Consider the following 22,986-nt stretch of genomic DNA (forward strand, 5'->3'; position numbering starts at 1 on the left):
AAACTCTTACTTCCGGAGACCGAGGTCCTTGATCAGCTTGGCATAACGCTCGACATCTTTCTTGCGAAGATAGTCCAGCAGGCTGCGCCGCTTGTTCACCATCATAAGCAATCCGCGACGGGAGTGGTTGTCTTTGTGGTGACCTTTGAAATGCTCGGTCAGGTTTACAATGCGCTCGGTGAGCACGGCAACCTGGACTTCCGGCGATCCGGTATCGCCTTCGGTCTGTGCGAATTTCTTGATCAGTTCCTGCTTTTTTTCTGCGGTAATCGTCATTTATGTCATTCCTTCGAACATCTTTTACATATTGAACCCGCGGACAACCTTCACGGTGCCATCAACAATCTCTGCCAGAGCAACTGGAGAACCTTCATTCTCTGTCGCTAGAAAAAGCCCGTTGACTGCGGGGTTCCCGATCAAATCCTGCTCGTCCAGCGTCAAGCCTTGCCGAAGCATTCTTGCCTGATCAGGGTCGAGGTCGAAAGCCGGGATGTCGTCCAGCCCCGCCTCAAGCGGCAAGAGGTATTCCTTGATGTCCGCGCCCTTACCGATTTCGTTGAGTTTGTCCAGCGAAATCGCCTGTTTCAGGGTAAATGGCCCGGCCTTGGTCCGGCGCAACATGGTGACATGACCGACCGTATCGAGCGCCCGCGCAATATCGCGCGCCAGCGAGCGGATATAGGTGCCTTTGGAGACTTTGGCTGTAAGGGTGATTTCCGTAATTTCCTCCCTGTGCGACGCACGGGGAGGGGGACCAGCGTTAGCTGGTGGAGGGCTCACCGCGCTTTCCGGCCCCTCCACCACGCCTTCGGCGCGGTCCCCCTCCCCGAAGCTTTGCTTCGGGGAGGAAATAGAAAGCGCATATATCATCACTCCCCGCAATTTCATCTCCACATCCACCCCTGCCCGCGCCAGATCATAGGCACGCTGGCCGTCGATCTTCAGCGCCGAATATTTCGGCGGTATCTGCTCGATCGGACCGGTGAATTGCGGCAGCACCGTTTCGACTTCCACCAAAGTCGGCCGCCGGTCGGAAGTCTCTGTCACAGCCCCCTCGACATCGAGCGTCTCGGTCTCGCTGCCGAAGCCGATGGTAAACTCGTAAATCTTCGACGCATCGAGCATCCGTCCACACAGCTTGGTCGCCTCGCCCAGCGCAATCGGCAGGACTCCGGTCGCCAGCGGATCCAGCGTCCCGCCATGCCCGACCTTCAGCTTGTTCTTGCCTTTACCGAGCAAACCGGCCTCGCGCAGATTGCGCTTCACTGCCCCGACCGCCTGTGTCGAGCCTAGTTGCAGCGGTTTATCCAATATGATCCAGCCGTGTGGCTTTGCTGTGGTCAATCTATATCCTGACTGGAAAACTAATAGTCATCGGGATCGAAATCATAGCCATCACCGATGGAAGCGAAAGGAATAAGCGGCTTCCGCCTAATCTTGCTCCACATTTCAGGAACATGCTCATCTTCGATACTGCCGTTTTCGGTTTTCATGCGACGCGTCAGATAATTGATACTGACTGTTTTCAATTCTCCCGAGCCGCGATGAACATGGTAATTATCATAACCTATCAGCACCAGTTGCCCGCCCTGCATCCGAAATGAAAATGTCCGGTTAAACATGAACCAGGTTCCCGCGCTGGACCAAAAATGGATGTTCAACCGCAAAACGCCATTCTTGATAGTCAGCGAGCCATCCGAAGCCTTGTCAATCGGGTCATCCATCGTAGCGCTGCCGGGAACGGGAATAATCTGATCATTCCGGGCAATTTGCAAATATCCGCCGCCGGATTCTTTCAGAAGCACCAGGATCGTTCGCGGGTTACAGTCATATGTGTCTCGACCAAAACCGTCGCTTTCAATGATCAGGGACGGGTCATTCTGCCGAATGATGATCGCCAGATCCGCCAAGCCGTCCTTGTTCAGGTCACCCACGACCGATTTTTCAATATACCAGCCATCAGGAACAAAACCTATGGCCGATTCCGAACGCTCGGGAATGGGAACATTTTTGAGCCGATCATTGGCGTTGGTTGCACTGCTGGCCATCAACAGCGCTGTGGCGAGAAACAGAACCCTGACTTTCATACGTCCCATTCCTCCCAGAGCAGGCCAAACACGGCAGTGTCGCGCACATAGCCGGTCCAGGTAGTCCGGTTCTTCCGTAATGTGCCCTCATGCTTTGCTCCCAGCTTCAGCACCGCCGCCATAGAGCGCTTGTTGCGGGTGTCCACCCGGAATTCGATGCGATTGAAACCTTGCGCAAAAGCGTGATCGATCATCAGCTTTTTCATCACATCGTTGAAACCGCTACCCCGCACAGACGGTTCGAGATAGGTACCACCGATTTCCACCACGCCATGCTGATCGGGATTGATATAGTTGGTCATGCCGACAAGCTTGCCGGTCTCGCTGTTGATCACAACAAAGCGCGCCCAGCTTGTGGTATCGTGAAAAGCCTCTATCGCTTTGTCGAAATTTTCGTCCAGCATGGACACCGGGTAGATGTCCCAGATTTCCTGATCTTGGGCACAAGCCACGCGCAACGGCTCGAGATGGTGCTCGGTCAACGGTTCGAGCCGCACGGGATCCTGCTCCAGCGTTGCTGACAGTTCAGCCATTCAGCCGCTCCCGGAAATGCTTCCGGCAGAGCGCGATATAGCTTTCATTGCCGCCAATTTCCGTCTGCGCGCCGGCGGCGATGGCCTTGCCCGTTTCATCAATCCGCAAGTTCATCGTCGCCTTGCGCCCGCACTCGCACACGGCTTTCAATTCCACCAAACTGTCGGCCAGCCCCAGAAGTTTGGCCGATCCCGGGAACAGATTGCCCTGAAAATCCGTCCGCAGACCATAGCAAAGCACCGGCACGCCCAGTTCATCGGCCAGTCGCGCACATTGCCAGACCTGTCCTTCGGTCAAAAACTGCGCCTCGTCGATCATCACGCAGGCCAGCTCGCCATCTTTCTGTTCCGTGCTGACCGCAGCAAAAAGATCCGTATCCTCGCCAAAGCGATGCGCATCGGCGTGCAGACCTATTCTGGATGCAATGGCGCCGAAGCTCGCCCGATTGTCGATCGCTGCGGTCCACAGCATTACCTTCATGCCGCGCTCGCCATAGTTGAACGCCGCCTGCAGCAGATTGCTCGACTTGCCGGCGTTCATCGACGCATAATAGAAATAGAGTTTCGCCATCTGTCCTGTCGCTCGTCATCCTGAACTTGTTTCAGGATCTCTGAAGGTCCTGAAACAAGTTCAGGATGACGACAAGGGTTAATCGCTCAGTCCGTGTCGCCCAAATCCTGCGCAACCTTGGGATTGCTCAGCAGGCTTTCGATATGCTCGGCGGTATCAAAGCTTTCGTCCGCCAGAAATTTCAACTTGGCCGCATATTTCATCTTCACCCGCTTCGCGACTTCCTTCTGGAAGAAGGCGGTGTTGGTTTTCAGCGCCTTGAGGACATCCGCCTCGTTCGCACCAAGCAACGGCTTCACGAACACCGTCGCGTGGCGCAAATCCGGCGACATGCGCACTTCGGTGACGCTGACGCTGTGCGATGTCAGCACCGCATCATGCACCTCGCCACGCATCAGCAGTTCCGACAGGATGTGCCGGACCTGCTCGCCAACGCGCAGCAAGCGGACCGAACGGCCTTCGGGAGATGTGTCGTTATATTTTGCCACAATAATAAAGCCTCAAATTCGTCATGCTGAACTGGGTTCAGCATCCAGAGTGGCTGACACAAATAGCGTGGCAGCCGCTCTGGATCCCGGATCAGGTCCGGGATAACGATATTATCAAAGAACCCGTTCTTTCTCCGTGACCTGGAAGACCTCGAGCATATCGCCTGGCTTGATATCGTTGGTATCTTCCAGAACCGCACCACATTCCATACCGGCCCGGACTTCCTCGACATCGTCCTTGAACCGCCGCAGCGACGCGATGGTCGTTGCGCTGACGATAACATCGTCGCGGGTAAGACGGGCGAACAGACCCTTGCGCAACGCCCCTTCGGTAACCAGCAAGCCGGCTGCCTTGTCTTTCTTGCCCGACTTGAACACGTCCTTGACTTCCGCGCGGCCAACGACATTCTCGATCTTCTCGGGACCCAGTTCACCGGCCATTTCGGCGCGGATATCGTCGGTCAGATCATAAATGATATCGAAATATTTGAAGCGGACGCCATCGCGTTTGGCGATTTCCCGCGCCTTGGCGTTGGGACGCACGTTGAAACCGATGATCGGCGCCTTGCTTGCTCCGGCCAGGGTAACATCCGATTCCGTAATCGCGCCAACACCGCTGTGCAATATGCGCACCTTGATGTCGTCATTCGAAATCTTGTTCAGCGCCTGCACGATGGCTTCGGTCGAGCCCTGAACGTCGGCCTTGACCAACAGCGGGAATTCGACGGCGCTATTCGCCGCAGCGGAGAACATATTCTCGAGACTGGTTGGCGCCTGCGTGGTGCGCTTCAGCTTCTCCTGCTCCGCGCGATAGGCGGCGACTTCGCGGGCCCGTGCTTCGTTTTCGACCACGGTCAGTTTGTCGCCAGCGGATGGAACGCCGGAGATACCCAGCACTTCGACCGGAGTCGAAGGCCCTGCTTCCTTGACCTGCTTGCCCTTGTCATCGATCATGGCCCGAACCTTGCCGGTCTGCGAACCGACAACGAAGACGTCGCCGCGCTTCAGCGTACCGCGCTCGATGAGCACCGTAGCAACCGGTCCGCGACCAATATCCAGCTTCGCTTCGACCACTGCGCCTTCGGCAGGACGGTCGGGACGCGCTTTCAGTTCCAGCAGCTCGGACTGGACGTGGATTTTCTCCATCAACTCGTCGAGCCCGATCTTCTTGAGCGCGGATACTTCTGCATCAAGCACGTCGCCCGACATTTCTTCCACGATCACTTCATGCTCGAGCAGACGCGTGCGGACCGTTGTCGGGTCGGCGCCTTCCTTGTCGATCTTGTTGATCGCGACAATCATCGGAACGCCAGCAGCCTTCGTGTGATTGATCGCCTCGATCGTCTGCGGCATCAGACCGTCATCGGCAGCCACGACCAGGATCACGATATCCGTGACATTGGCACCGCGCATGCGCATTTCCGTAAAGGCTTCATGGCCCGGCGTATCGAGGAATGTGACCTTGTCACCGTTTTTCATCGTTACCTGATAGGCGCCGATATGCTGGGTGATGCCACCGGCCTCCCCGGCAACCACGTCGGTTCCGCGCAGAGCATCGAGCAACGAGGTTTTGCCGTGATCGACGTGGCCCATGATCGTCACAACCGGAGCGCGTGGCTTCAGTGTATCTTCCGGATCGACATCCGCCTGGGTGTTGATTTCGACATCGGCTTCGGAAACGCGCTGGATGTTGTGGCCGAATTCCTCGACCAGCAATTCTGCGGTATCCTGATCGATCGTCTGGTTGACGGTTACCATCGAACCCATGTTGAACAGCGACTTGACGAGATCCGCGCCTTTTTCGCCCATACGCTTCGCCAGTTCCTGAACGGTGATGGCTTCCGGCACGATGACATCGCGGATCTGCTTTTCGCGCGGTTCGCTCGGCCGCCCGGACCGCTGCGCCCGTTTTTCCTTCTCGCGCGCGCGTTTCAGCGCTGCGAGCGAGCGGGCGCGCGCAGCACCATCTTCGCCGCGCAAGGCGCGATTGACGGTGAGCTTGCCCGACTGGCGCCGGTCGTTGCGGTCGTCGCGTCCTGCTTTCTGCTTTTCTTTATCCGGTTTCGGACGCTTCGGCGATTCCACGGGCGTGAATTTGCGAGCCGGTGGCCGAGCTGTGCCGGTCGCGGCCGGAGCTGCCGCTTTGTCTTTGTCGGCAGCAGGCGTTGACTCGGCCTCGGCAGCCGGCGCCTCGGCAGCAGCTTTTTCAGCTGCAGCGATTTCTTCCTGAGCCTTGCGGGCCTGTTCTTCTTCGGCCTTGCGTTTCTCTTCCGCCCGCTTCTTTTCTTCTGCAGTCTGTTCTTTCTTCTCGCGCGCATCACGTATGCGGGCTTCCTGCATCGCCGCAAGACGCGCTTCTTCTGCTTCACGCAGGAGCTTTGCCTGCCGCTCCTGACGGGTCAGGCCATCATCAACTTTTGGTGCAGCAGCCGGCTTTTTCGGCGCTGTCTTGGGGGCGGGAGCCGGTGTCGGGGCGGGCGCAGGTGTCTCCTTGACAATTTCCTTCGCCGCTTCCTGCGCGCCTGGCTTGCCGACCAGCTTCTTGCGCTTGACTTCGACCACCACCTTGTTGGTGCGTCCGTGGCTGAACGTCTGTTTGACTTCGCCAGGCTCAACCGAACGCTTCAACCCTAGGGGTTTGCGTGCAGGTTTTGGCGTATCTTTTGTATCTTCACTCATCGAACAGACTTAATCCTTAAAATAGTAATTACTGCAATATCTTATCCAGTTTTTCCGACCGGACTACGCAACTTTCTTTTCCGCATCATCATCAACTTTATCAGAACCGATAAAGTGAAGCCATCTCTTCAGGCTGTGCGAAATTCGCCCCGCTGCGCGCTTGTCGGTTATTCCGATATGCACCACATTCTGGCGGCCCAATGCCACAGAAAGCCCCTGCCGGTCCACCGGCAATATCAGCCCGCGTAAATTTTCGCCTTCGCGGTCGCTGCCGACCCGCCAGGCCTGATCCAGTTTGGCGCAGCCATCGCGCCCGGCGTCGGCTGCATGGAGCAGCATGTTGAGATCGCCTTGTCGTGCGGCGGTTTCAATCTTTTCCGATCCGGTAATCAATGTCCCGCCGCGCGCTTCCAGCCCAAGTCGATCCAATGTGGCACGTTCCAGCGCGGTTTCAAGCAACTCTGCCAGATTGGCGGGAATATCAAGCTGTCCGGTTTTGAATGCGCGTGCCAAGGCGCCTTTCAGCTGTCCTTTTGCCTGCGCTGCCTCCAGCGCGGCACGATCTACGGCAATCCATGCGCCCCGGCCGGGTGCCTTGGCGCGGACGTCCGGCGCTATTTGCCCGTCGGGACCCATCGCAAGACGCAACAGCTCCTCCCGGGAAAGACTTTCCCCGGTCAGAATGCATTTACGATATGGCGCTTGATCTAGTGGTTTAGACCGCGTTTCATTGGGGAGATTCCGCATCTGCGTCCTCCCCGGTTTCGTCACTGGCGGATGCCACTGGCTCGTCTTCATCCTCGAACCAGTGCGCACGCGCGGCCATGATGATCTCGTTGCCCTGCTCTTCGGTCAGACCATATTTGGCCAATACGCCGTCGGGTTCGGGCTTGCGGTTGTCATTGCGGCGGCGCGGCTCCGATTTGCGCTTGAGAACAAGCTCGTCGGTCGCCAAATCGGCAACATCGTCCAGCGTCTTGAGGCCCGCTTCACCGAGAGTGACCAGCATCGCTTCGGTCAGATGCGGCAATTCTGCAATTGCGTCCTCGACACCCAGCTCGGTACGCTTTTCACGCGCAGCCGCTTCGCGCCGTTCCAGCGCTTCAAGGGCACGGCTCTGCAATTCGGCAGCAAGCTCGTCGTCAAAGCCCTCGATGTTCGAGATTTCTTCCGGTGCCACATAGGCGACTTCTTCAAGTTCGCTGAATCCTTCGGCAACCAGAAGTTGCGACAGGGTTTCGTCCACGTCCAGGTCATCCTGGAACATTTCCGTCCGTGCAGCAAACTCGGCCTGACGCTTTTCGCTCGAATCCGCCTCGGTCATGATGTCGATTGCAAGGCCGGTAAGCTGTGATGCCAGACGGACGTTCTGGCCACGACGACCGATGGCAAGGCTCAACTGATCGTCGGGAACGACGACCTCAATGCGGCCTTCTTCTTCGTCGATAACCACACGGCTGACGGTGGCTGGCTGCAACGCATTGACCACGAAAGTCGCAATATCTTCCGACCATGGAATGATGTCGATTTTCTCGCCCTGCATTTCCTGGACGACGGCCTGTACGCGGCTACCCTTCATGCCGACACAGGCGCCGACCGGATCAATCGAGCTATCGTGGCTGATCACACCGATCTTGGCACGCGAACCGGGATCGCGGGCAGCGGCCTTGATCTCGATGATACCGTCATAAATTTCCGGCACTTCCTGCGCAAAAAGATGCTTCATGAAGTCCGGATGGGCGCGAGACAGGAAAATCTGCGGACCGCGATTTTCGCGACGCACATCCAGGATCAGCGAGCGGACACGATCGCCAACACGGGCTGCTTCCCGCGGAATCTGCTGGTCGCGACGGATCACACCTTCGGCGCGCCCCAGATCGACAACCACATGACCGAATTCAACCGATTTCACCACGCCGGTGATGATTTCACCCGCCCGGTCCTTGAACTCAGCAAATTGCCGCTCGCGTTCGGCGTCGCGAACTTTCTGGAAGATAACCTGCTTGGCGGACTGTGCATCGATACGACCGAGATCAACTTCGGGCAGTGGATCGACGATAAAATCACCGACATTGGAACCCGGCTCCAGTTTTTCGGCCTGCTTGATATCGACCTGTTTGAAATAGTCTTCGACTTCCTCGACAACTTCGACAACCCGCCAGAGACGCAGGTCACCGGTATTGATATCGAATTTTGCGCGAATGTCATTCTCTGCGCCATAACGCGCACGCGCCGCTTTCTGGATGGCTTCTTCCAGCGCTTCGATCACAATCGCCTTGTCGATCATCTTTTCCGTCGCGACGGCGGTCGCAATCGCTAGCAACTCGGCTTTATTGGCTGAAATAGCACTGCCCATGATTAGTCTTCCTGTTCTTCTATAGTCTGTTCTTCGATTTCGTCAGCACCTTCCGTTGAAACCGGGACGGTTGCAGCGATCAGGGCGTCGGTCAGAATCAATTTTGCGCTATGGACATTCGTAAGAGGCGTCTCCTGACTGCCCGCCTTGCGATCGTCAATCTTTATTATATCACCCTCGATGCCTTCGAGCAGTCCGCGCAGTTGTTTCTTGCCTGCCACAGCATCGACCAGGTTGATCCGAGCCTCGTGGCCAGCCCAGTTTTCAAAATCTTTTGCTCGGGTCAACGGCCGGTCAATACCCGGCGAGCTGATTTCCAAGCGATAGGCATAGTCAATCGGGTCACGCCCCTCTTCTTCCAGCGCGTCAAATTTTACCGAGATCCGGCGCGACAAGGCTGCGCAATCATCAATATTCAATTGACCGGTTTCCGGACGCTCCGCCATTACCTGCAAAGTTGGCTCTTCCGCTCCGGACACGAACTGCACACGCACCAGATCAAAGCCCAAAGCATCGGCTTCCGGTTTAATCAGGTTCGTCAGTGCGGCAATATCGGTCAATCCATGTCCTTAATTCTAGTTACAATGCGAATTTGCTACCGGCCCCTCAGCGCCAGCCCCTCAAAATCTCACAATGTCGGGATGACTGCTATTTAGGGACAGATTCTCGAGATTGCAACGCCTGATTCATACAGCGAGGATATTATAGACCAGCATAGCCAGATAGACGATCAGCAATATTGCGCCTTCCCAGCGCGTGATCTTCCGCCCGGTCGCCGCGAAGATCAGCAGCAGGACGGAAGCGGCAACAAGCACCGGCAGTCCGAAATTACTGATTTCACCAGGGATCGTGCCAGGAGCGATCACCGCAGTGACGCCGCCGATCAGAAGCAGGTTGAAAATATTGGAACCCAGCACATTGCCCAGAGCCACCGCGCTGGCGCCCTTGTAGGCGGCAACAACCGAGGTCACCAGTTCGGGCAGCGATGTGCCAATCGCGATTACTGTCAAGCCGATCACCGCTTCGCTCATGCCGACCAGACGCGCCAGATCGACCGCCCCTTCAACCAGCCACCGGCCACCCAGGACGATCAGGATAATTCCGACCAGCAAGACCAGTATCGACCGCCAGAGCGGCTGGATATCATGCAGGTGCGTGTCCGAAATTTCGAGAGCTTCGGCTTTTTCGTGCAGGGCGCTCGCTCCGGGCGGTTGTGTCCGCTCTGCCCAATAGGCGTAACCGAGATAGCCAGTCAGCAGCATTAGAAAAATAACACCGATGGCGATGGTTATACCGGTCGTGCTGGCGACCAGCCAGAGAACAATCGTCATCGCCAGCGCCAGCCCGCCGTCGCGCCACAGGGGACCACGCGGCACCACCATTGGCAGGATCAGGGATGCCGCACCGAGGATCAGCAGGCTGTTCGCCAGATTGGAACCGACTATATTTCCCCAGGCGATGCCGGGCGATCCGGCCCGCGCCGCTTCTACGCTGGCCACAAGTTCCGGCGCAGAAGTGCCGAAACCCACGATCGTCAGACCGATGAGTAGCTCCGACATTCCTGCCCGCTCGGCGACCCGGACAGCGCCGCGCACGAGCAACTCGCCGCCGACGATGAGGATGACGAATCCGGCAACCAGAACAAGCAGCGGTATCAGCACGACGGTGTCACAGCACATGCTGCAAAGCCGCCGAAACATTGCGCCTCGACAGTCCGGCAGCTCCGCGGCCCGCGCGGAGCCTTGCTTATCCTAGCCATTGCGCTTGCCGAGCAATTTCAGGCGCAGCGCATTCAGCTTGATGAAGCCTTCTGCGTCTTTCTGATCATATGCGCCTGCATCATCCTCGAACGTCACGACTTTCTCGCTGTAGAGGCTGTCGGGCGATTTCCGACCGACAACATTGACCGAACCCTTATAAAGTTTCAACCGGACTGTGCCGTTGACCCGCGCCTGGCTGTGATCAATCGCCGCCTGCAGCATCTCGCGCTCCGGCGAGAACCAGAAACCGTTGTAGAGCAGTTCGGCGTACCGCGGAGCCAGTTCGTCCTTCAAATGGGCCGCGCCGCGATCCAGCGTCAATTGCTCGATACCGCGATGGGCGGCATGATAGATAGTTCCGCCGGGGGTTTCGTACATGCCACGGGATTTCATCCCGATATAGCGGTTTTCTACGAGATCCAGACGGCCGATGCCGTGTTCCCGACCATAGTCATTGAGCTTTTCGAGTAAGGTTGCCGGGCTCATCGCCTCGCCATTGATCGCGACGCCGTCCCCACGCTCGAAATCGATCGTGATATATTCTGGCGTATCCGGTGCATCCTCGGGATTGTTGGTCCGCGAATAGACATAGTCCGGAACTTCCTCCCACGGATCCTCGAGCACTTTGCCCTCGGAAGATGTGTGCAACATGTTTGCGTCGCAGGAAAATGGCGATTCTCCGCGCTTGTCCTTGGGGATCGGTATCTGGTGCTTCTCGGCAAATTCAATCAGCCGGGTGCGGCTGGTCAAATCCCATTCCCGCCAGGGCGCGATGACTTTTACATCCGGATTGAGACCATAATAGCCGAGCTCGAAGCGAATCTGGTCATTGCCCTTGCCGGTGGCACCATGGGCCACGGCATCGGCATTGGTCAGCTTGGCAATCTCGATCTGCCGTTTGGAAATCAATGGCCGCGCGATCGATGTACCAAGCAGATACAAACCTTCGTATAGCGCATTGGCGCGCATCATCGGAAAGACAAAATCTCTGGCGAATTCCTCACGGAGATCGTCGATAAAAATATGTTCCGGTTTGACGCCCAGCGTTTCCGCTACTCGTCGTGCCGGGCCCAGCTCTTCGCCCTGCCCCAGATCGGCGGTGAAGGTCACCACTTCGCACTGATATTCCTGCTGCAGCCATTTCAGGATGACGCTGGTATCCAGGCCTCCGGAAAAAGCCAACACTACGCGTTTTACAGATTCGCTCATTTGCTTCGCTTTCGATGGAAATATGCCGTCAATTTGAAAGCGCGCCTAACAGGCTCCAATTTATCGTGCAATATGCTATGCTTGAATAATCAGGAGAAGACAGTGGCGAAAGCGGATCTCAAGACACAGCCGAATGATGCAGATGTCGATGCATTTATCGCCACCGCACAACCCGATCGCCGACAGGAAGAAGCGCGTCAGCTCGTCGACCTGTTCAGACACGTTACCGGTGAAGATCCCCTGATGTGGGGATCCACTATCATCGGCTTCGGCAGCTATGACTATAAATATGCCAGTGGGCGCGAGGGCAGCATGTGCCGCACCGGTTTTTCGCCGCGCAAAACGAAAATCAGCATTTATCTTATGGGCGCCTATTGCACACCCGAAGCCCAGACGGAGCAGGAACGTCTGTTCGGCTTGCTGGGCAAACACAGCGTGGGAAAGTCCTGCCTCTACATCAATCGGCTCGAACAGGTGGACATCGGGATATTGGAGCAACTGATCCGCAACAATTGGGATTTGATGAACGACCGCTACCCGCAATAGTCCAAACGGATCACGAGACCGCCGTCCGGGTTTCAATTTTCGCGCAGTCTTTGCTCCGCTTCTCGGATATAATTTCGCGTCAGCGGTAAAATCCTCCGGTTGCGGCTAAACTGGATCTGGTAGTTACACATGCCACCGCCTTCAAAAGCCGCCGTCGCGCCGGCGAGATAGAATATCCACATCCGGTAAAAGCGTTCATCATAAAGCGCGACAATCTTGTCACGATTGTCCACCGTTCTCCGATACCATTCGCGCAGGGTGAAGGCATAATGCAGCCGCAGGTTCTCGATATCGGTTGCGATCAGGCGATAGGGTTCGCTTGCCGCGAGGGTTTCGCTGAGTGCGGGGATATAGCCGCCGGGAAAAATATATTTGCGGGTGAAGGCATCGGTCGTGCCGGGACCGCCCATTCTCCCGATCGTGTGCAACAGCATCACTCCTTCGCTGGTCAACAGATTTGCGCAGCTGCGGAAAAAGGTCCGGAATTGCGGCGTACCGACATGCTCGAACATCCCGACCGAGACAATTCGGTCGAACGCCCCTGCCTCCCGCCGGGCCAAGTCGCGATAGTCGATCAGCTCAAACCGGACCTTGTCCGCCACGCCTTCCTTCTCCGCCCGCTCCTGTGCCTTTTTGAGCTGCTCCTCGCTCAAGGTAATTCCCAGTACCTCGACGCCGGTCTTGCGGTTCAGATAGAGTGCCATGCCACCCCAGCCGCAGCCGATATCGAGCACCCGTTGCCCGGCTTTCAGGTCGAGTTTGGCGGCGATATGCGCCTTTTTGTCTTGCTGCGCCTGCTCCAGCGTCATGTCCGGACCATATTTGTCAAAATCCCAATAGGCACAGCTATATTGCAGGTCCTCGTCAAGAAACAGATCATAGAGATCATTGCCGATATCATAATGGTGCGCCACATTGCTTTTTGACCGTCCAAGTCGGTTGATCCGGTCCAGACTGCCAGCAACTTGATCTTTGAGCTTTTTGAAAGCGCCTAGGTCCTTTAATCGGCCGCCGCGCTCGAACGGCTTGTTGGCGCGCAAAAGCTGTATCAGTTGCATGATATCGCCCTGCTCGACGATCAATCGGCCATCCATAAACGCTTCGGCCGCACCCAATCGCGGATCGAGCAATATCTGCCGCACCACATTTTTATCGCCGAGCCGGATGCCAACATCGGGATAGCCAGGGGCTGGCGTCCCGTACGCCTCCATAGAGTTATCGGGATATGTGACCTCTATTGTACCCTTTTTGACTATATTGTTCAGAAACCGGCCCAATATCGACATCAAATCACTCCTGAAAATCCATGCAAAATTTCATGGCTCAGATACCTGCATACCACGCATAACCGGCGACATCCTGCCAATAGCCGCCTTTTCCCTCGCCAATGCCGGCCAGGGAAGCCACTGCTTCGATCCCGGTCACATATTTGGCATGTTTGTAGCCCAACTGGCGCTCTACCCTGAGCCGGAGCGGCGCTCCGTTCGCGACCGGCAAGGGCGATCCGTTCAGCCGATGGGCCAATATGGTCTGTGGATGAAAGCCGTCGAGCAGATCGATGCTTTCATAATAAGGCCGGCCGCCCAGCCTGTCGGCACAATGGAAAACCAGAAAGCGAGCCTTGTCCTGCAGTTGCCCCAAGTCGAGCAGGATTTTCAGCGGCACGCCGGTCCACTGGCCAATCGCGCTCCAGCCTTCGACACAGTCATGACGTGTGATCTGGGTCCGCTGAGGCAGCGATTGCACCGCCGCCAGACTGAACTGCTGGGGTTTGCGGAACAGGCCGGTCAGCCGCAGCCGCCAGTCAGCAAAGCCCTGCGCCGCGCTGGCATCATATTCCGGACTGGCCGGATCGCGGGTGCCATTGGCCCTGAAGGTCGGCGACAGATCGGCCATGCGATATTCGCTGGCCAGTTCCATTCGGTCCCCGAGCGTCCGCTGCACTACAAAATTGGCTGTTTCCGCGCTGGCCAAAATATCCTGAAAAAGCGGATTGCGATTCAGCGCATCGCAACCGGATAACAGCCCACCTGCACCGATTGCGGCGCCAGTGATCAATTTGCGGCGGGTGATGATGGTCACTACAATGCCCTCCTGTCCTGCCCGCCGGACAGCATCGCCTTGATCTGCCCTATCGGTCCTGAAAGCAGGACCATCAGGATATGGACCAGAAAAAACAGCACCAGCAGGAAAGCCGTGATAAAATGTGCCGAGCGCGCCGACTGGCGGCCTCCGAGCAGGTCGGTCAGAAACGGCCAGTTCGCATCCATGGCCGGGGACATGGCGAGACCGGTAAATATCATCAGCGGCAACAGAATGAATATCACGCCGATATAGCTCAGCTTCTGGACGACATTATACGGGTGCGTGGCCGACTGCCGGATCACCGCCAAGCTGCCGTGATCCCGAAGAGATCGCCAGATATGTGAAGGTCGCCACTCTTCCCGGCGCATATGCAGATCTTTCTGGATATGCCGGTTCCACAGCGACCGGATCATGAACAGCGTCAAGCCGGCGCTGAATATCCAGGCGAAAAAGAAATGCCAGCGTCGACCGTCGGCCAGACTGTAAGTCGACGGTATGGTTGCCCAGCCGGGGAAGGCCCAGGTCTGCGTCCTGCCCTCGCTATCCTGCCAGTTGCCCAGAACACCGGTAGTATCAATACGCGTATCGCCCAATCTCAGATAGGCCTGCGTCGGGGACGAACCGACCGCCATCCAGGCATAATCGTCATTGGCACCATATTCTCCCCAGTAGAGCCGCGGATGGGCGTTGAAGATGGTCAGGCCGCTCATCAGCATTATCAACAGGCATAGCGCATTGGTCCAGTGCCAGATCCGGGTGGCCAACTGGTGGCGTGGTCGATCGGCGATGATGATATCCTCCGGCATAGCCATACTCTAGCCGCTGGTTCGCTCTTGCCAAGCCTGTCGTTACAGCCGCCGGCTGTGGTAGAAGAGCAACACAGCCAGAGAGAATGAAAATTGTTACAATTTTATTTCGATCATGCAGTTGTCATTCAGGTTTGTAAACTTATATGCCTAAGCGACCGCGAAAGAATATTTTAAGTTAAAAGACTTAGCGGTCGTTTATTCGCAAAATCAAGGAACCTATAAAAATGAAAAATGTAACAATAGCAGCCGCTATTGCAGCATCTGTGCTTGCATCCCCCGCAATGGCTCAGGAAAAAGGTGATTTTTCCGGCGTAAAAGCTACGGCAATCGCTGGATATGATAATATTGATCTCGACATCGCCGGCATCGATAATGTCGACGGCTTCCTTTACGGCGCTTCACTTGGCTATGACATCCAGTCCGGCAACGTTGTCTATGGCGTCGAGTTGGAAGCAACCGAATCCACCGGCAACACCACCATTGCAGGCGAACGTGTCGAAGCGGGTCGTGATTTGTACGCCGGTGGCCGACTGGGTTTCGTTGTTGGTGACGCCGCCCTGCTCTACGCCAAAGCAGGCTACACCAATGCTCGCCTTTCCTCGCCCGGTCTCGGTGGCGACAATGGCGACGGCGTTCGCGTTGGTGCCGGTATCGAATATCTGCTGAGCGACAATATGTTTGCGCGCGGCGAATATCGTTACAGCAATTACGAAGCTGGCGTTTCCCGTAACCAGGGCCTGGTCAGCCTCGGCATGAAATTCTAATCCAGACGGATTGATGACGATGACGGGGCGGGCAGCGATGCCCGCCCCTTTCTTATGGCATCCGGGCTGCCCAGCCTCTAATCTGCCGTGGCACAAAAGCGGAGAGACAATATCATGAGCGTCAAGACACAGGTCATCAATCTGGATCCGGACCCGCTTGCCCCTTATGCAATATCACCGGCATGGCGGGTAGGCGATCTGCTGCTTCTTTCCGGCCAGGCGGCAATCGACGAACAGGGACAGGTTGTCGGAATTGCCGATTTCGACGCCCAGTTGCGTCAGGTTTTCATCAACATAGACCGCATTCTGCAGGCAGCAGGCAGTAGCCGAGACAAGATCATCAAGGTCACTATCTATCTGACTGACATGGAGAATTTTGCCAAGATCGTGCAGGCGCGCAAAATCTATTTCAACGCGCCTTATCCGGCAGACACAACGCTGGAGGTCAAGGCTCTCGCTCTGCCCGATCTGATGGTTGAAATCGACGTCATCGCGACTGCCTAGCCGAGAGCCGCCTGTTTTTCTTCGGCCAATCGGTCCAGTTCGGCGCGACTCTTCTTTTCGCTCGCCGATTTCAGCTGACCGCAGGCGGCCATGATATCTCGGCCTCGCGGGGTCCGGACGGGAGCGCTGATCCCGGCATCGAAAATGATTTTCGAGAAGGATTTGATCCGTTCCGGTGTCGAACATTCGTAATCCGAGCCCGGCCAGGGGTTGAACGGGATCAGATTGACCTTGGCGGGCAGGTCATAGTTGCGCAGCAGGTTTACCAGTTCGCGAGCATCGTGATCGCTGTCATTCTTGTCCTTGAGCATCACATATTCAAAGGTGATCCTGCGGGCGTTGTTGGCACCGGGATAATCGGCGCAGGCCTGCAGCAGTTCCTCGATCGAATATTTGCGGTTGAGCGGGACGATCTCGTCCCGGGTCTCCTTGTTCACCGCGTGCAGTGAAATCGCCAGATTAACGTTAATTTCCGCTCCCGCCCGAGCAATCATCGGCACGACGCCGCTGGTCGACAAGGTGATCCGCCGACGGGAAAGCGCGAGCCCGTCGCCATCCATCACGATTTTCATCGCGTCGCGCACATTGTCAAAATTATACAGGGGCTCGCCCATACCCATCAGCACGATATTGGTGAGCAACCGGCCGTCGGATTTATAGGCCTGATTATAGACCTTGGTATTCTCCATGTCTTCTTCGTCGGCAAAGTCCATCACGCCCTTGGGCCATTCGCCCAGCGCGTCGCGGGCCAGCATCACCTGTCCGACAATCTCGCCGGGCGTCAGATTGCGTACCAGCCGCATCGTGCCGGTATGGCAGAAGCGGCAGTTGAGCGTGCAACCAACCTGGCTCGAAATGCAAAGCGTTCCGCGATCTTCGTCGGGAATGAAGACCATTTCATAATCTTGCGCATCGGCAGACCGCAGCAACCATTTGCGCGTACCGTCTTCCGACAGATGCGCCTCGACCACTTCCGGACGACCGATAACGAAGCGTTCCGCCAGCCACGGCCGCAGCGTCTTGCTCATGTCGGTCATCACCGCAAAGTCGCTGATGCCGCGATGATACATCCAGTGGAAAAGTTGCTTGGATCGAAGTTTTCCCTGCTTCTCCTCCAACCCGGCCTCGACAAGCACATCGCGGATCTCCGCAACGCTGAGACCTATCAGGTCGACGCGACCGTCAGCGCGCGGGGTGACCTTGGCGGGCAAGGGAACGGGATCAATATGGCCGGGAATCTGCATGGGAGCGCATATAGTGCGAGTCCCGGGGAAAATCTACCGCAACCGCGAACATCCCAAAGATGCCGCGTCAATCGCTGTTGCCGCTCCGCGCAACCGGTAGGCATCGACGATCGGTTTTCCGTCCCGACCAACACTTTCCACCGTCATGCTGGTGGCCGAACGGATCGCGGCGATGATTGCGGCATCCATACGCTTGTCCTGCGACCAGCCATCCGAACGGGTAGCGGTCAACTGAAAACGCCGACCGGCGATACTGACCATCAGACGGCTGTTGGTCGACCGGTCCCGGCTCAACCGGACATGAAATTGTCGCCGGATCTTGCGGCTGGGCCAGAAACCGACGGTGGCAAAGGATTTTCGTTCCGCCTTGCCGGTAATTTCCTCTGATTCTGCAATCGCATAGCAGCGCGGGATTTCGGGATCGCGGAACGCGCCCCAGCTGTTGAATATGCCGAGAGAATCCTTGGCCATCGCCGGAATCGAGAGAAACGACACCGCCAGTCCCAGGAGAATATACTGCTTTTTCAAGCTTTCTCCCCTTCCCCTCCGCCGATATGGATCACATCCTCGACACCATCCCTGATCTGGACGATAGAGCCCTGCGGCAAGCCTTCGGCTATCGGCGCGCCTAAGCGCGGGTGCGGATCGGCACCGACCAGCAGGCCACGCAACACCCGGCTGGTCATGCCATGGCTGATCAGCACCGCATCGCGGGCAAATTCCTGTTCTGCCAGCCAATGTTCGAGCCGCCTCGCGATGGCACGATAATCTTCGCCACCGGGCGCGACGGTGACAAACAGCCTTTCGGTCTCGTCGATTTCCAGCTGGCCGGCCAGATCGCGATACCAGGCACCGCCCCATTCACCCATGTCGATTTCGCGCAGACGCTCGTCGCTGCGCGCCTGGTGCCAGTCCGCACCGACATGCTCGGCGATCACCGAAAGCGTCTGCAGAGCGCGGTCGGTATTTGACGCTATAAGATCTAGCTCTGGCTGCTCGTCCGCCAGATGGCGGGCCAACGCCTTGCCCATTTCGTCGGCTTGGGCAAATCCGGTTCGGGTCAGTGGCGTATGGACGTGATCACCCTGCAACCGGCCCGCCAGATTGAATATGGTCTCGCCGTGCCGCGCGATAAACAGTCGTTTTCCCTTGGTGTCCATGCCGCTCCTATTAACCCTGTTCTTTCCCGAAATGGCGAAATCCATCCGCTGCTTCTGCGGCTTTAGCCACCTTGTTGCTTTTTTCCACAGTTTTTCACGGCATTATCCGGCGGCAAAGGCGATCAGGCTTGCCCTGCGGCACTTTATTGTTAATGAAGCCATGAACTATCCGTGAACCTGTGGAGAGTCTTTGCCTCGACAATTTTCACGGACGATCGGGAACAAGAAGGACGGTTTATGAAAGCGACCATTGAACGCGCGGCATTGCTAAAGAGCCTGGGGCATGTCCAGTCCGTGGTTGAACGGCGCAACACCATCCCCATTCTTTCCAACGTGCTAATCGAAGCCAGCGCCGACGGCAGCATCAAGCTGATGGCAACCGATCTCGATCTTCAGGTCGTTGAAACGGTCGAAGCTCAGGTCGAGACCGCTGGATCCACCACCGTGTCCGCCCATACATTGTTCGACATTGCCCGCAAGTTGCCCGATGGTTCGCAAGTCCAGCTGGACGCAGCCGATGGCAAGATGAAGGTCAACGCCGGTCGCGCCCGCTTCAATTTGCAGACGCTTCCCCGCGACGACTTTCCGATCATCGCCGAAGGCGACTTACCGACCAGTTTCGAACTGCCTGCCTCTTCGTTGATCCAGATCATCGACAAAACTCGTTTCGCGATCTCGACCGAAGAAACCCGCTATTATCTCAACGGCATCTTCCTCCACGTGCAGGATGAGGAAACACCGGTGCTAAAAGCCGCCGCGACCGATGGCCACCGCCTCGCCCGCGTTACCCTGCCCCGCCCTGCCGGCGCGGAAGGCATGCCCGACGTGATCGTTCCCCGCAAATGCGTCAACGAACTGCGCAAGCTTCTCGACGAAAATGCTGAATCTTCGGTGCAGGTCGATTTGTCCGCTAGCAAGATACGTTTCACGCTCGGCACGGCGATCCTGACCAGTAAATTGATCGACGGGACATTCCCCGATTACACCCGGGTTATTCCGACCGGCAATGACAAGCTGCTCAAGATCGATGCAAAGAGCTTCGCCCAGGGCGTAGACCGCGTCTCGACCATCGCTACCGAGAAAACCCGGGCCGTCAAAATGGCGCTGGGTACCGACAAGATCACGCTTTCCGTCACCTCGCCCGAAAATGGCAAGGCAGAGGAAGAAGTCCCGGGCTCCTATAGTGACGACACGTTCGAAATCGGTTTCAATTCGAAATATCTGATGGATATTCTCGGAGAGATCGAAGGCGACACCGTTGAGTTGCATCTGGCCGACGCCAGCGCGCCGACGCTCATTCGCGAAAACGACAAGTCAACGGCGCTCTATGTGCTGATGCCGATGCGGGTTTGAGGACCGTCTGCAATTGATCGGAAACCGTCTCGCTTGAAGACTCCGATTGCGTATATCTCTGATGCCCGGCAAATTTTGTGGCAACTTGCGTGGCATCGTCACTTCTCCCTATAGCGCAAAATCACAGAGAGAATATTTGCCAGCCCTTTGGTTCACGAGAGGGGCTGGTATTTCCTTACAGCGCGCAATATAGCGCGCTCATTGATCATGACTCGGCAAATTTCTCTCTCCCGGTTCCTGAAGACCAGCCTGGCGATTCACGCTATGGCGCTGCTCGCAATTTTGCTGAGCTTACTCACTCCGCAAGGCTTCATGCCGGATCAGGCTGACCAGGGGTTCGTGATCAAACTCTGTTCGGGCCATGCCGATAGCAAACTCGCGATAGCCCCTGACCATCCCGACTTCGACCTGCTAACGCTGGTCTACGGCGAACAGGAGAAAAACACTCCGGAACCCGAACCGGAACAATCGTCGCCTGCTTGTGCCTTTGCCGGAAGCGCTGGCTTCGGCCTGGCCTCTTCCACGCCGGAATTCCAGTTTTCAAAATTGGCTTCGGCCACGCACGAACCCTCCGAACCGCGCCGCTTCGTGCTGCGCAACCGGATCAACATTCCGCCTGCAACCGGGCCACCAATAGCGTCCCAATACATCTGACAAAGCGCGCTATCGTCATCTTGAACGGTGACTGATCGCATCCGTTGCATTTTTCGCGGCCTCCCAACCATTGGGCAGTGGCCGTTTGGGATATATCATGAAAAAAATACTACTTACCGCATTCACCGCCAACGTAGCCCTTGGCGCTACCCCCCTTTTCGCCCAAGCCGACCCGCTTACCGACATCATCGTCATCGGACAGCGCGACACCGCCACTACCGACCGGGTTGAAAATGATAAGGAAATCGTTTCCACACCCGACGCCGCGGCTCTGGTCGCGCGGGCACCAGGTGCTGCCCTGATCGACAATGGAGGGCTATCCGGTCAAGTCCAGTATCGCGGCCTGTTTGGCGATCATATTCTGGTCCGCGTCGATGGTCAGCGCTTTTCGTCGGGCGGTCCCAATTTGATGGACCCGCCGCTTCACTACGCACCGATGGCTCTGGTCGACCGGATCGAAGTGGATCGCGGTATCAGCCCGGTACGCAAGGGGCCGGGGATCGGTGGCGGTGTGAATGCCGTTTTGAAGCAAGCACAATTCTCGGACGGCGCGACACTGCAGCCGCAAGCCGATCTCACCGCAGGCTATCGCAGCGGCGACAACAGCTATCTGCTGGGAGGACTGGCCAGCCTGTCCAGCGAACGGGTCAAACTGGGCATCATCGCATCCTATGAAAAAGGTGAAGACCTGCAATTTCCGGGCGGCACCATCGCGTCTTCGAACTTCGAGCGTCTGAGTGTGGGCGCCCATGCAGGCCTGAAAGTAGGGGACGGCAGCTTGACGCTCTCATATCGGCGACAGGAAACCGACCCGACCGGCAATCCGCCCTTCCCGATGGACATTCAATTTGTCAACACAGACTTTTTGAACCTCTCTTACGAGGGGCAAATCCGGGATAGTCTATATCTGGAGCTGGACGCGGGGCATGTTGCGGTCAGGCATCTGATGGACAATTTTTCATCGCGCCAAGGTCCGGCCAGCACGATGGATCAGCGCGCCACATACGCGGATGCGGACACCAGCACGGCTGCCGTATCACTGCGCATCGGCACCGCGGACCGCCATGTCCGGATCGGCGCCGATGTCGAGACTACGGACAAGGACGCGCGTATCACCAATCCGTCCAATGACGCCTTTTTCCTGACTTCACTCAGCAATATTTCCGGCAGCCGGGTTGGAGCCTTCGTCGAAAGCCGTCTCGGATTCGGACCGGTGGAAGCCGAAGTTGGCGCACGTTTTGATCATCACCAGATGGAAGCGAGTTCGCCGCAATTGGGCAGTGCAGTTCCAATGGGGCCTCGCATTCTCGCCGATGCGTTTACCGCATCGGATCGCAGCTGGTCCGATAATACAGTCGATGTCACAGCACGATTCTGGAGCGAGATTGGAAATATCAAGCCCCGCCTATCCTTTGCCTACAAGACCCGCGTTGCCAATGCCCTCGAGCGATTCTCATGGCTGCCAACTGGTGCCAGCGGCGGTCTTGCAGACGGGAATATCTACGTCGGAGATCTGAATCTCGACAACGAAAAGGCCTGGATTGCCGAGATCGGCTTCGACTATCAGGACAGCAGGTTCTACGCCCGGCCGACGCTCTTTTACCGGCGTATCGATGATTTTATTCAGGGGGTTCCTTTTGATGACACGCCGGGCATTATCGACAATCCGGTGGAAATGGTTGCGAATATGAACGGCGATTCGACGCCGCTACGCTTTGCCAATGTCGATGCGGAATTCTATGGTGCCGACCTCGATTTCGGCTGGCATATAGGCGGCCCCTTGCATCTCGACGGAACGGCCAGTTACGTCCGGGCGAAACGGCGCGATATTGACGACAATCTCTATCGGATCGCCCCTCCAAATGCGCGCTTGGCTGTTAGCTGGCAGGAAAAAGCCTGGCATCTGGGCGCGGAACTGCAAGCATATGCAGAGCAAAACAAAGTGTCTGCTACCAACAGCGAACAGCCCAGCGATGGCTATTTGCTCGCCGGGCTATTCGGTCATGTGGCACTGACCAGTACTTTGTCGATCGACGCCAGCGTGGAAAATCTATTCAACAAACATTATACCGATCATCTCGCTGGCTATAACCGCGTCAGCGGATCAGATGTGGTCTTGGGTGCTCGCTTGCCTGGATCAGGCAGAAGCGCCTTTATCCGGCTACGCTGGACGGGCATGTAATA

24 protein-coding genes are annotated in these 22,986 nt (G+C 56.8%); 6 read left to right on the plus strand and 18 right to left on the minus strand.

Going from position 1 to position 22,986, the window contains the following annotated elements; translation table 11 throughout:
• Positions 1-6: 6 nt before the first annotated feature.
• The 12 genes from rpsO to BOSE62_RS05930 form a co-directional block, all read right to left on the minus strand.
• Positions 7-276 (minus strand): 30S ribosomal protein S15, encoded by a 270-nt coding sequence (gene rpsO, locus BOSE62_RS05875; protein WP_159643229.1) that lies wholly within the window; start codon positions 274-276, stop codon positions 7-9.
• A gap of 24 nt (positions 277-300) precedes the next feature.
• The gene (truB, locus tag BOSE62_RS05880; protein ID WP_159643231.1) at positions 301-1,344 is read right to left on the minus strand and encodes a tRNA pseudouridine(55) synthase TruB; all 1,044 of its coding nucleotides are present in this window, start codon (positions 1,342-1,344) and stop codon (positions 301-303) included.
• Positions 1,345-1,364: 20 nt separating this feature from the next.
• On the minus strand, positions 1,365-2,087 hold the full coding sequence (locus BOSE62_RS05885; RefSeq protein ID WP_159643233.1) for a hypothetical protein: 723 nt from the start codon (positions 2,085-2,087) through the stop codon (positions 1,365-1,367).
• Positions 2,084-2,620, minus strand: coding sequence for a GNAT family N-acetyltransferase (locus tag BOSE62_RS05890; RefSeq protein WP_159643235.1), 537 nt, complete (start codon positions 2,618-2,620; stop codon positions 2,084-2,086). Before BOSE62_RS05890 ends, BOSE62_RS05885 begins: the two co-directional genes overlap by 4 nt.
• Positions 2,613-3,191: a thymidine kinase gene (locus tag BOSE62_RS05895; protein WP_159643237.1), complete on the minus strand. Its 579-nt coding sequence runs from the start codon at positions 3,189-3,191 to the stop codon at positions 2,613-2,615. Before BOSE62_RS05895 ends, BOSE62_RS05890 begins: the two co-directional genes overlap by 8 nt.
• Before the next feature lie 86 nt (positions 3,192-3,277).
• Positions 3,278-3,679 (minus strand): 30S ribosome-binding factor RbfA, encoded by a 402-nt coding sequence (gene rbfA, locus BOSE62_RS05900; RefSeq protein ID WP_159643239.1) that lies wholly within the window; start codon positions 3,677-3,679, stop codon positions 3,278-3,280.
• A gap of 114 nt (positions 3,680-3,793) precedes the next feature.
• Positions 3,794-6,358, minus strand: a complete 2,565-nt coding sequence (infB, locus tag BOSE62_RS05905) for a translation initiation factor IF-2 (RefSeq protein WP_159643241.1) — start codon at positions 6,356-6,358, stop codon at positions 3,794-3,796.
• A 63-nt stretch (positions 6,359-6,421) separates the two neighbouring features.
• Positions 6,422-7,105 (minus strand): DUF448 domain-containing protein, encoded by a 684-nt coding sequence (locus BOSE62_RS05910; RefSeq protein WP_159643243.1) that lies wholly within the window; start codon positions 7,103-7,105, stop codon positions 6,422-6,424.
• On the minus strand, positions 7,086-8,714 hold the full coding sequence (gene nusA / locus BOSE62_RS05915) for a transcription termination factor NusA (RefSeq protein WP_159643245.1): 1,629 nt from the start codon (positions 8,712-8,714) through the stop codon (positions 7,086-7,088). The genes BOSE62_RS05910 and nusA overlap by 20 nt, the downstream gene beginning before the upstream one ends.
• A 2-nt stretch (positions 8,715-8,716) precedes the next feature.
• The gene (gene rimP / locus BOSE62_RS05920; RefSeq protein ID WP_159643247.1) at positions 8,717-9,274 is read right to left on the minus strand and encodes a ribosome maturation protein RimP; all 558 of its coding nucleotides are present in this window, start codon (positions 9,272-9,274) and stop codon (positions 8,717-8,719) included.
• Between the two features lie 126 nt (positions 9,275-9,400).
• A complete protein-coding gene (locus tag BOSE62_RS05925; RefSeq protein WP_159643249.1) occupies positions 9,401-10,393 on the minus strand; it encodes a calcium/sodium antiporter in 993 nt (330 codons plus the stop codon).
• Positions 10,394-10,465: 72 nt separating this feature from the next.
• Positions 10,466-11,683, minus strand: coding sequence for an argininosuccinate synthase (locus BOSE62_RS05930; RefSeq protein WP_159643251.1), 1,218 nt, complete (start codon positions 11,681-11,683; stop codon positions 10,466-10,468).
• Between the two features lie 102 nt (positions 11,684-11,785).
• On the opposite strand from BOSE62_RS05930, the gene BOSE62_RS05935 reads away from it, so the two are divergent.
• Positions 11,786-12,229: a DUF1801 domain-containing protein gene (locus BOSE62_RS05935; protein ID WP_236553863.1), complete on the plus strand. Its 444-nt coding sequence runs from the start codon at positions 11,786-11,788 to the stop codon at positions 12,227-12,229.
• 32 nt (positions 12,230-12,261) lie between these two features.
• Here the strand turns inward: BOSE62_RS05935 and BOSE62_RS05940 are convergent, their stop codons facing one another.
• From BOSE62_RS05940 to BOSE62_RS05950, 3 genes are read right to left on the minus strand one after another with little or no spacing between them, the layout of a single operon-like run.
• Complete coding sequence (locus BOSE62_RS05940) at positions 12,262-13,515, minus strand: SAM-dependent methyltransferase (RefSeq protein WP_159643255.1); 1,254 nt, start codon at positions 13,513-13,515, stop codon at positions 12,262-12,264.
• Between the two features lie 37 nt (positions 13,516-13,552).
• On the minus strand, positions 13,553-14,317 hold the full coding sequence (locus tag BOSE62_RS05945; protein ID WP_443028820.1) for a molybdopterin-dependent oxidoreductase: 765 nt from the start codon (positions 14,315-14,317) through the stop codon (positions 13,553-13,555).
• A complete protein-coding gene (locus BOSE62_RS05950) occupies positions 14,311-15,120 on the minus strand; it encodes a cytochrome b/b6 domain-containing protein (protein WP_236553865.1) in 810 nt (269 codons plus the stop codon). The genes BOSE62_RS05945 and BOSE62_RS05950 overlap by 7 nt, the downstream gene beginning before the upstream one ends.
• 227 nt (positions 15,121-15,347) lie before the next feature.
• Here BOSE62_RS05950 and BOSE62_RS05955 point away from each other — a divergent pair, with 227 nt between their 5' ends.
• Positions 15,348-15,887 carry an outer membrane protein gene (locus BOSE62_RS05955; RefSeq protein ID WP_159643259.1) on the plus strand — a complete coding sequence of 180 codons (540 nt, stop codon included), beginning with the start codon at positions 15,348-15,350 and terminating at the stop codon, positions 15,885-15,887.
• Between the two features lie 114 nt (positions 15,888-16,001).
• The gene (locus tag BOSE62_RS05960; RefSeq protein WP_159643261.1) at positions 16,002-16,391 is read left to right on the plus strand and encodes a RidA family protein; all 390 of its coding nucleotides are present in this window, start codon (positions 16,002-16,004) and stop codon (positions 16,389-16,391) included.
• On the opposite strand, the gene rlmN is transcribed toward BOSE62_RS05960, so the two are convergent.
• From rlmN to BOSE62_RS05975, 3 genes are read right to left on the minus strand one after another with little or no spacing between them, the layout of a single operon-like run.
• Positions 16,388-17,635: a 23S rRNA (adenine(2503)-C(2))-methyltransferase RlmN gene (gene rlmN / locus BOSE62_RS05965; RefSeq protein WP_159643263.1), complete on the minus strand. Its 1,248-nt coding sequence runs from the start codon at positions 17,633-17,635 to the stop codon at positions 16,388-16,390. The genes BOSE62_RS05960 and rlmN overlap by 4 nt on opposite strands.
• A 33-nt stretch (positions 17,636-17,668) precedes the next feature.
• Positions 17,669-18,163 carry a hypothetical protein gene (locus BOSE62_RS05970; RefSeq protein WP_236553866.1) on the minus strand — a complete coding sequence of 165 codons (495 nt, stop codon included), beginning with the start codon at positions 18,161-18,163 and terminating at the stop codon, positions 17,669-17,671.
• Positions 18,160-18,795 carry a histidine phosphatase family protein gene (locus tag BOSE62_RS05975; protein WP_159643265.1) on the minus strand — a complete coding sequence of 212 codons (636 nt, stop codon included), beginning with the start codon at positions 18,793-18,795 and terminating at the stop codon, positions 18,160-18,162. The genes BOSE62_RS05970 and BOSE62_RS05975 overlap by 4 nt, the downstream gene beginning before the upstream one ends.
• Before the next feature lie 237 nt (positions 18,796-19,032).
• Between BOSE62_RS05975 and dnaN the strand changes: the two genes are divergently transcribed.
• The 3 genes from dnaN (at position 19,033) to BOSE62_RS05990 (ending at position 22,984) form a co-directional block, all read left to right on the plus strand.
• Positions 19,033-20,148, plus strand: coding sequence for a DNA polymerase III subunit beta (gene dnaN / locus BOSE62_RS05980; protein WP_159643267.1), 1,116 nt, complete (start codon positions 19,033-19,035; stop codon positions 20,146-20,148).
• Between the two features lie 264 nt (positions 20,149-20,412).
• The gene (locus tag BOSE62_RS05985; RefSeq protein WP_159643269.1) at positions 20,413-20,802 is read left to right on the plus strand and encodes a hypothetical protein; all 390 of its coding nucleotides are present in this window, start codon (positions 20,413-20,415) and stop codon (positions 20,800-20,802) included.
• Between the two features lie 97 nt (positions 20,803-20,899).
• Positions 20,900-22,984, plus strand: coding sequence for a TonB-dependent receptor (locus BOSE62_RS05990; RefSeq protein ID WP_159643271.1), 2,085 nt, complete (start codon positions 20,900-20,902; stop codon positions 22,982-22,984).
• Positions 22,985-22,986 lie beyond the last annotated feature (2 nt).

It is taken from the genome of Sphingorhabdus sp. 109 (genome assembly GCF_902506555.1).
Classification (GTDB): Bacteria; Pseudomonadota; Alphaproteobacteria; order Sphingomonadales; family Sphingomonadaceae; genus Parasphingorhabdus.

Excerpts from the sequence above, each read along its gene's own strand:
- rpsO (WP_159643229.1), bottom strand. The coding sequence starts at position 276 with ATGACGATTACCGCAGAAAAAAAGCAGGAACTGATCAAGAAATTCGCA.
- BOSE62_RS05885 (WP_159643233.1), bottom strand. The coding sequence starts at position 2,087 with ATGAAAGTCAGGGTTCTGTTTCTCGCCACAGCGCTGTTGATGGCCAGC.
- BOSE62_RS05890 (WP_159643235.1), bottom strand. The coding sequence starts at position 2,620 with ATGGCTGAACTGTCAGCAACGCTGGAGCAGGATCCCGTGCGGCTCGAA.
- BOSE62_RS05895 (WP_159643237.1), bottom strand. The coding sequence starts at position 3,191 with ATGGCGAAACTCTATTTCTATTATGCGTCGATGAACGCCGGCAAGTCG.
- infB (WP_159643241.1), bottom strand. The coding sequence starts at position 6,358 with ATGAGTGAAGATACAAAAGATACGCCAAAACCTGCACGCAAACCCCTA.
- BOSE62_RS05910 (WP_159643243.1), bottom strand. The coding sequence starts at position 7,105 with ATGCGGAATCTCCCCAATGAAACGCGGTCTAAACCACTAGATCAAGCG.
- nusA (WP_159643245.1), bottom strand. The coding sequence starts at position 8,714 with ATGGGCAGTGCTATTTCAGCCAATAAAGCCGAGTTGCTAGCGATTGCG.
- BOSE62_RS05925 (WP_159643249.1), bottom strand. The coding sequence starts at position 10,393 with ATGTGCTGTGACACCGTCGTGCTGATACCGCTGCTTGTTCTGGTTGCC.
- BOSE62_RS05930 (WP_159643251.1), bottom strand. The coding sequence starts at position 11,683 with ATGAGCGAATCTGTAAAACGCGTAGTGTTGGCTTTTTCCGGAGGCCTG.
- BOSE62_RS05940 (WP_159643255.1), bottom strand. The coding sequence starts at position 13,515 with ATGTCGATATTGGGCCGGTTTCTGAACAATATAGTCAAAAAGGGTACA.
- BOSE62_RS05950 (WP_236553865.1), bottom strand. The coding sequence starts at position 15,120 with ATGCCGGAGGATATCATCATCGCCGATCGACCACGCCACCAGTTGGCC.
- BOSE62_RS05955 (WP_159643259.1), top strand. The coding sequence starts at position 15,348 with ATGAAAAATGTAACAATAGCAGCCGCTATTGCAGCATCTGTGCTTGCA.
- BOSE62_RS05960 (WP_159643261.1), top strand. The coding sequence starts at position 16,002 with ATGAGCGTCAAGACACAGGTCATCAATCTGGATCCGGACCCGCTTGCC.
- rlmN (WP_159643263.1), bottom strand. The coding sequence starts at position 17,635 with ATGCAGATTCCCGGCCATATTGATCCCGTTCCCTTGCCCGCCAAGGTC.
- BOSE62_RS05975 (WP_159643265.1), bottom strand. The coding sequence starts at position 18,795 with ATGGACACCAAGGGAAAACGACTGTTTATCGCGCGGCACGGCGAGACC.
- dnaN (WP_159643267.1), top strand. The coding sequence starts at position 19,033 with ATGAAAGCGACCATTGAACGCGCGGCATTGCTAAAGAGCCTGGGGCAT.
- BOSE62_RS05985 (WP_159643269.1), top strand. The coding sequence starts at position 20,413 with ATGGCGCTGCTCGCAATTTTGCTGAGCTTACTCACTCCGCAAGGCTTC.
- BOSE62_RS05990 (WP_159643271.1), top strand. The coding sequence starts at position 20,900 with ATGAAAAAAATACTACTTACCGCATTCACCGCCAACGTAGCCCTTGGC.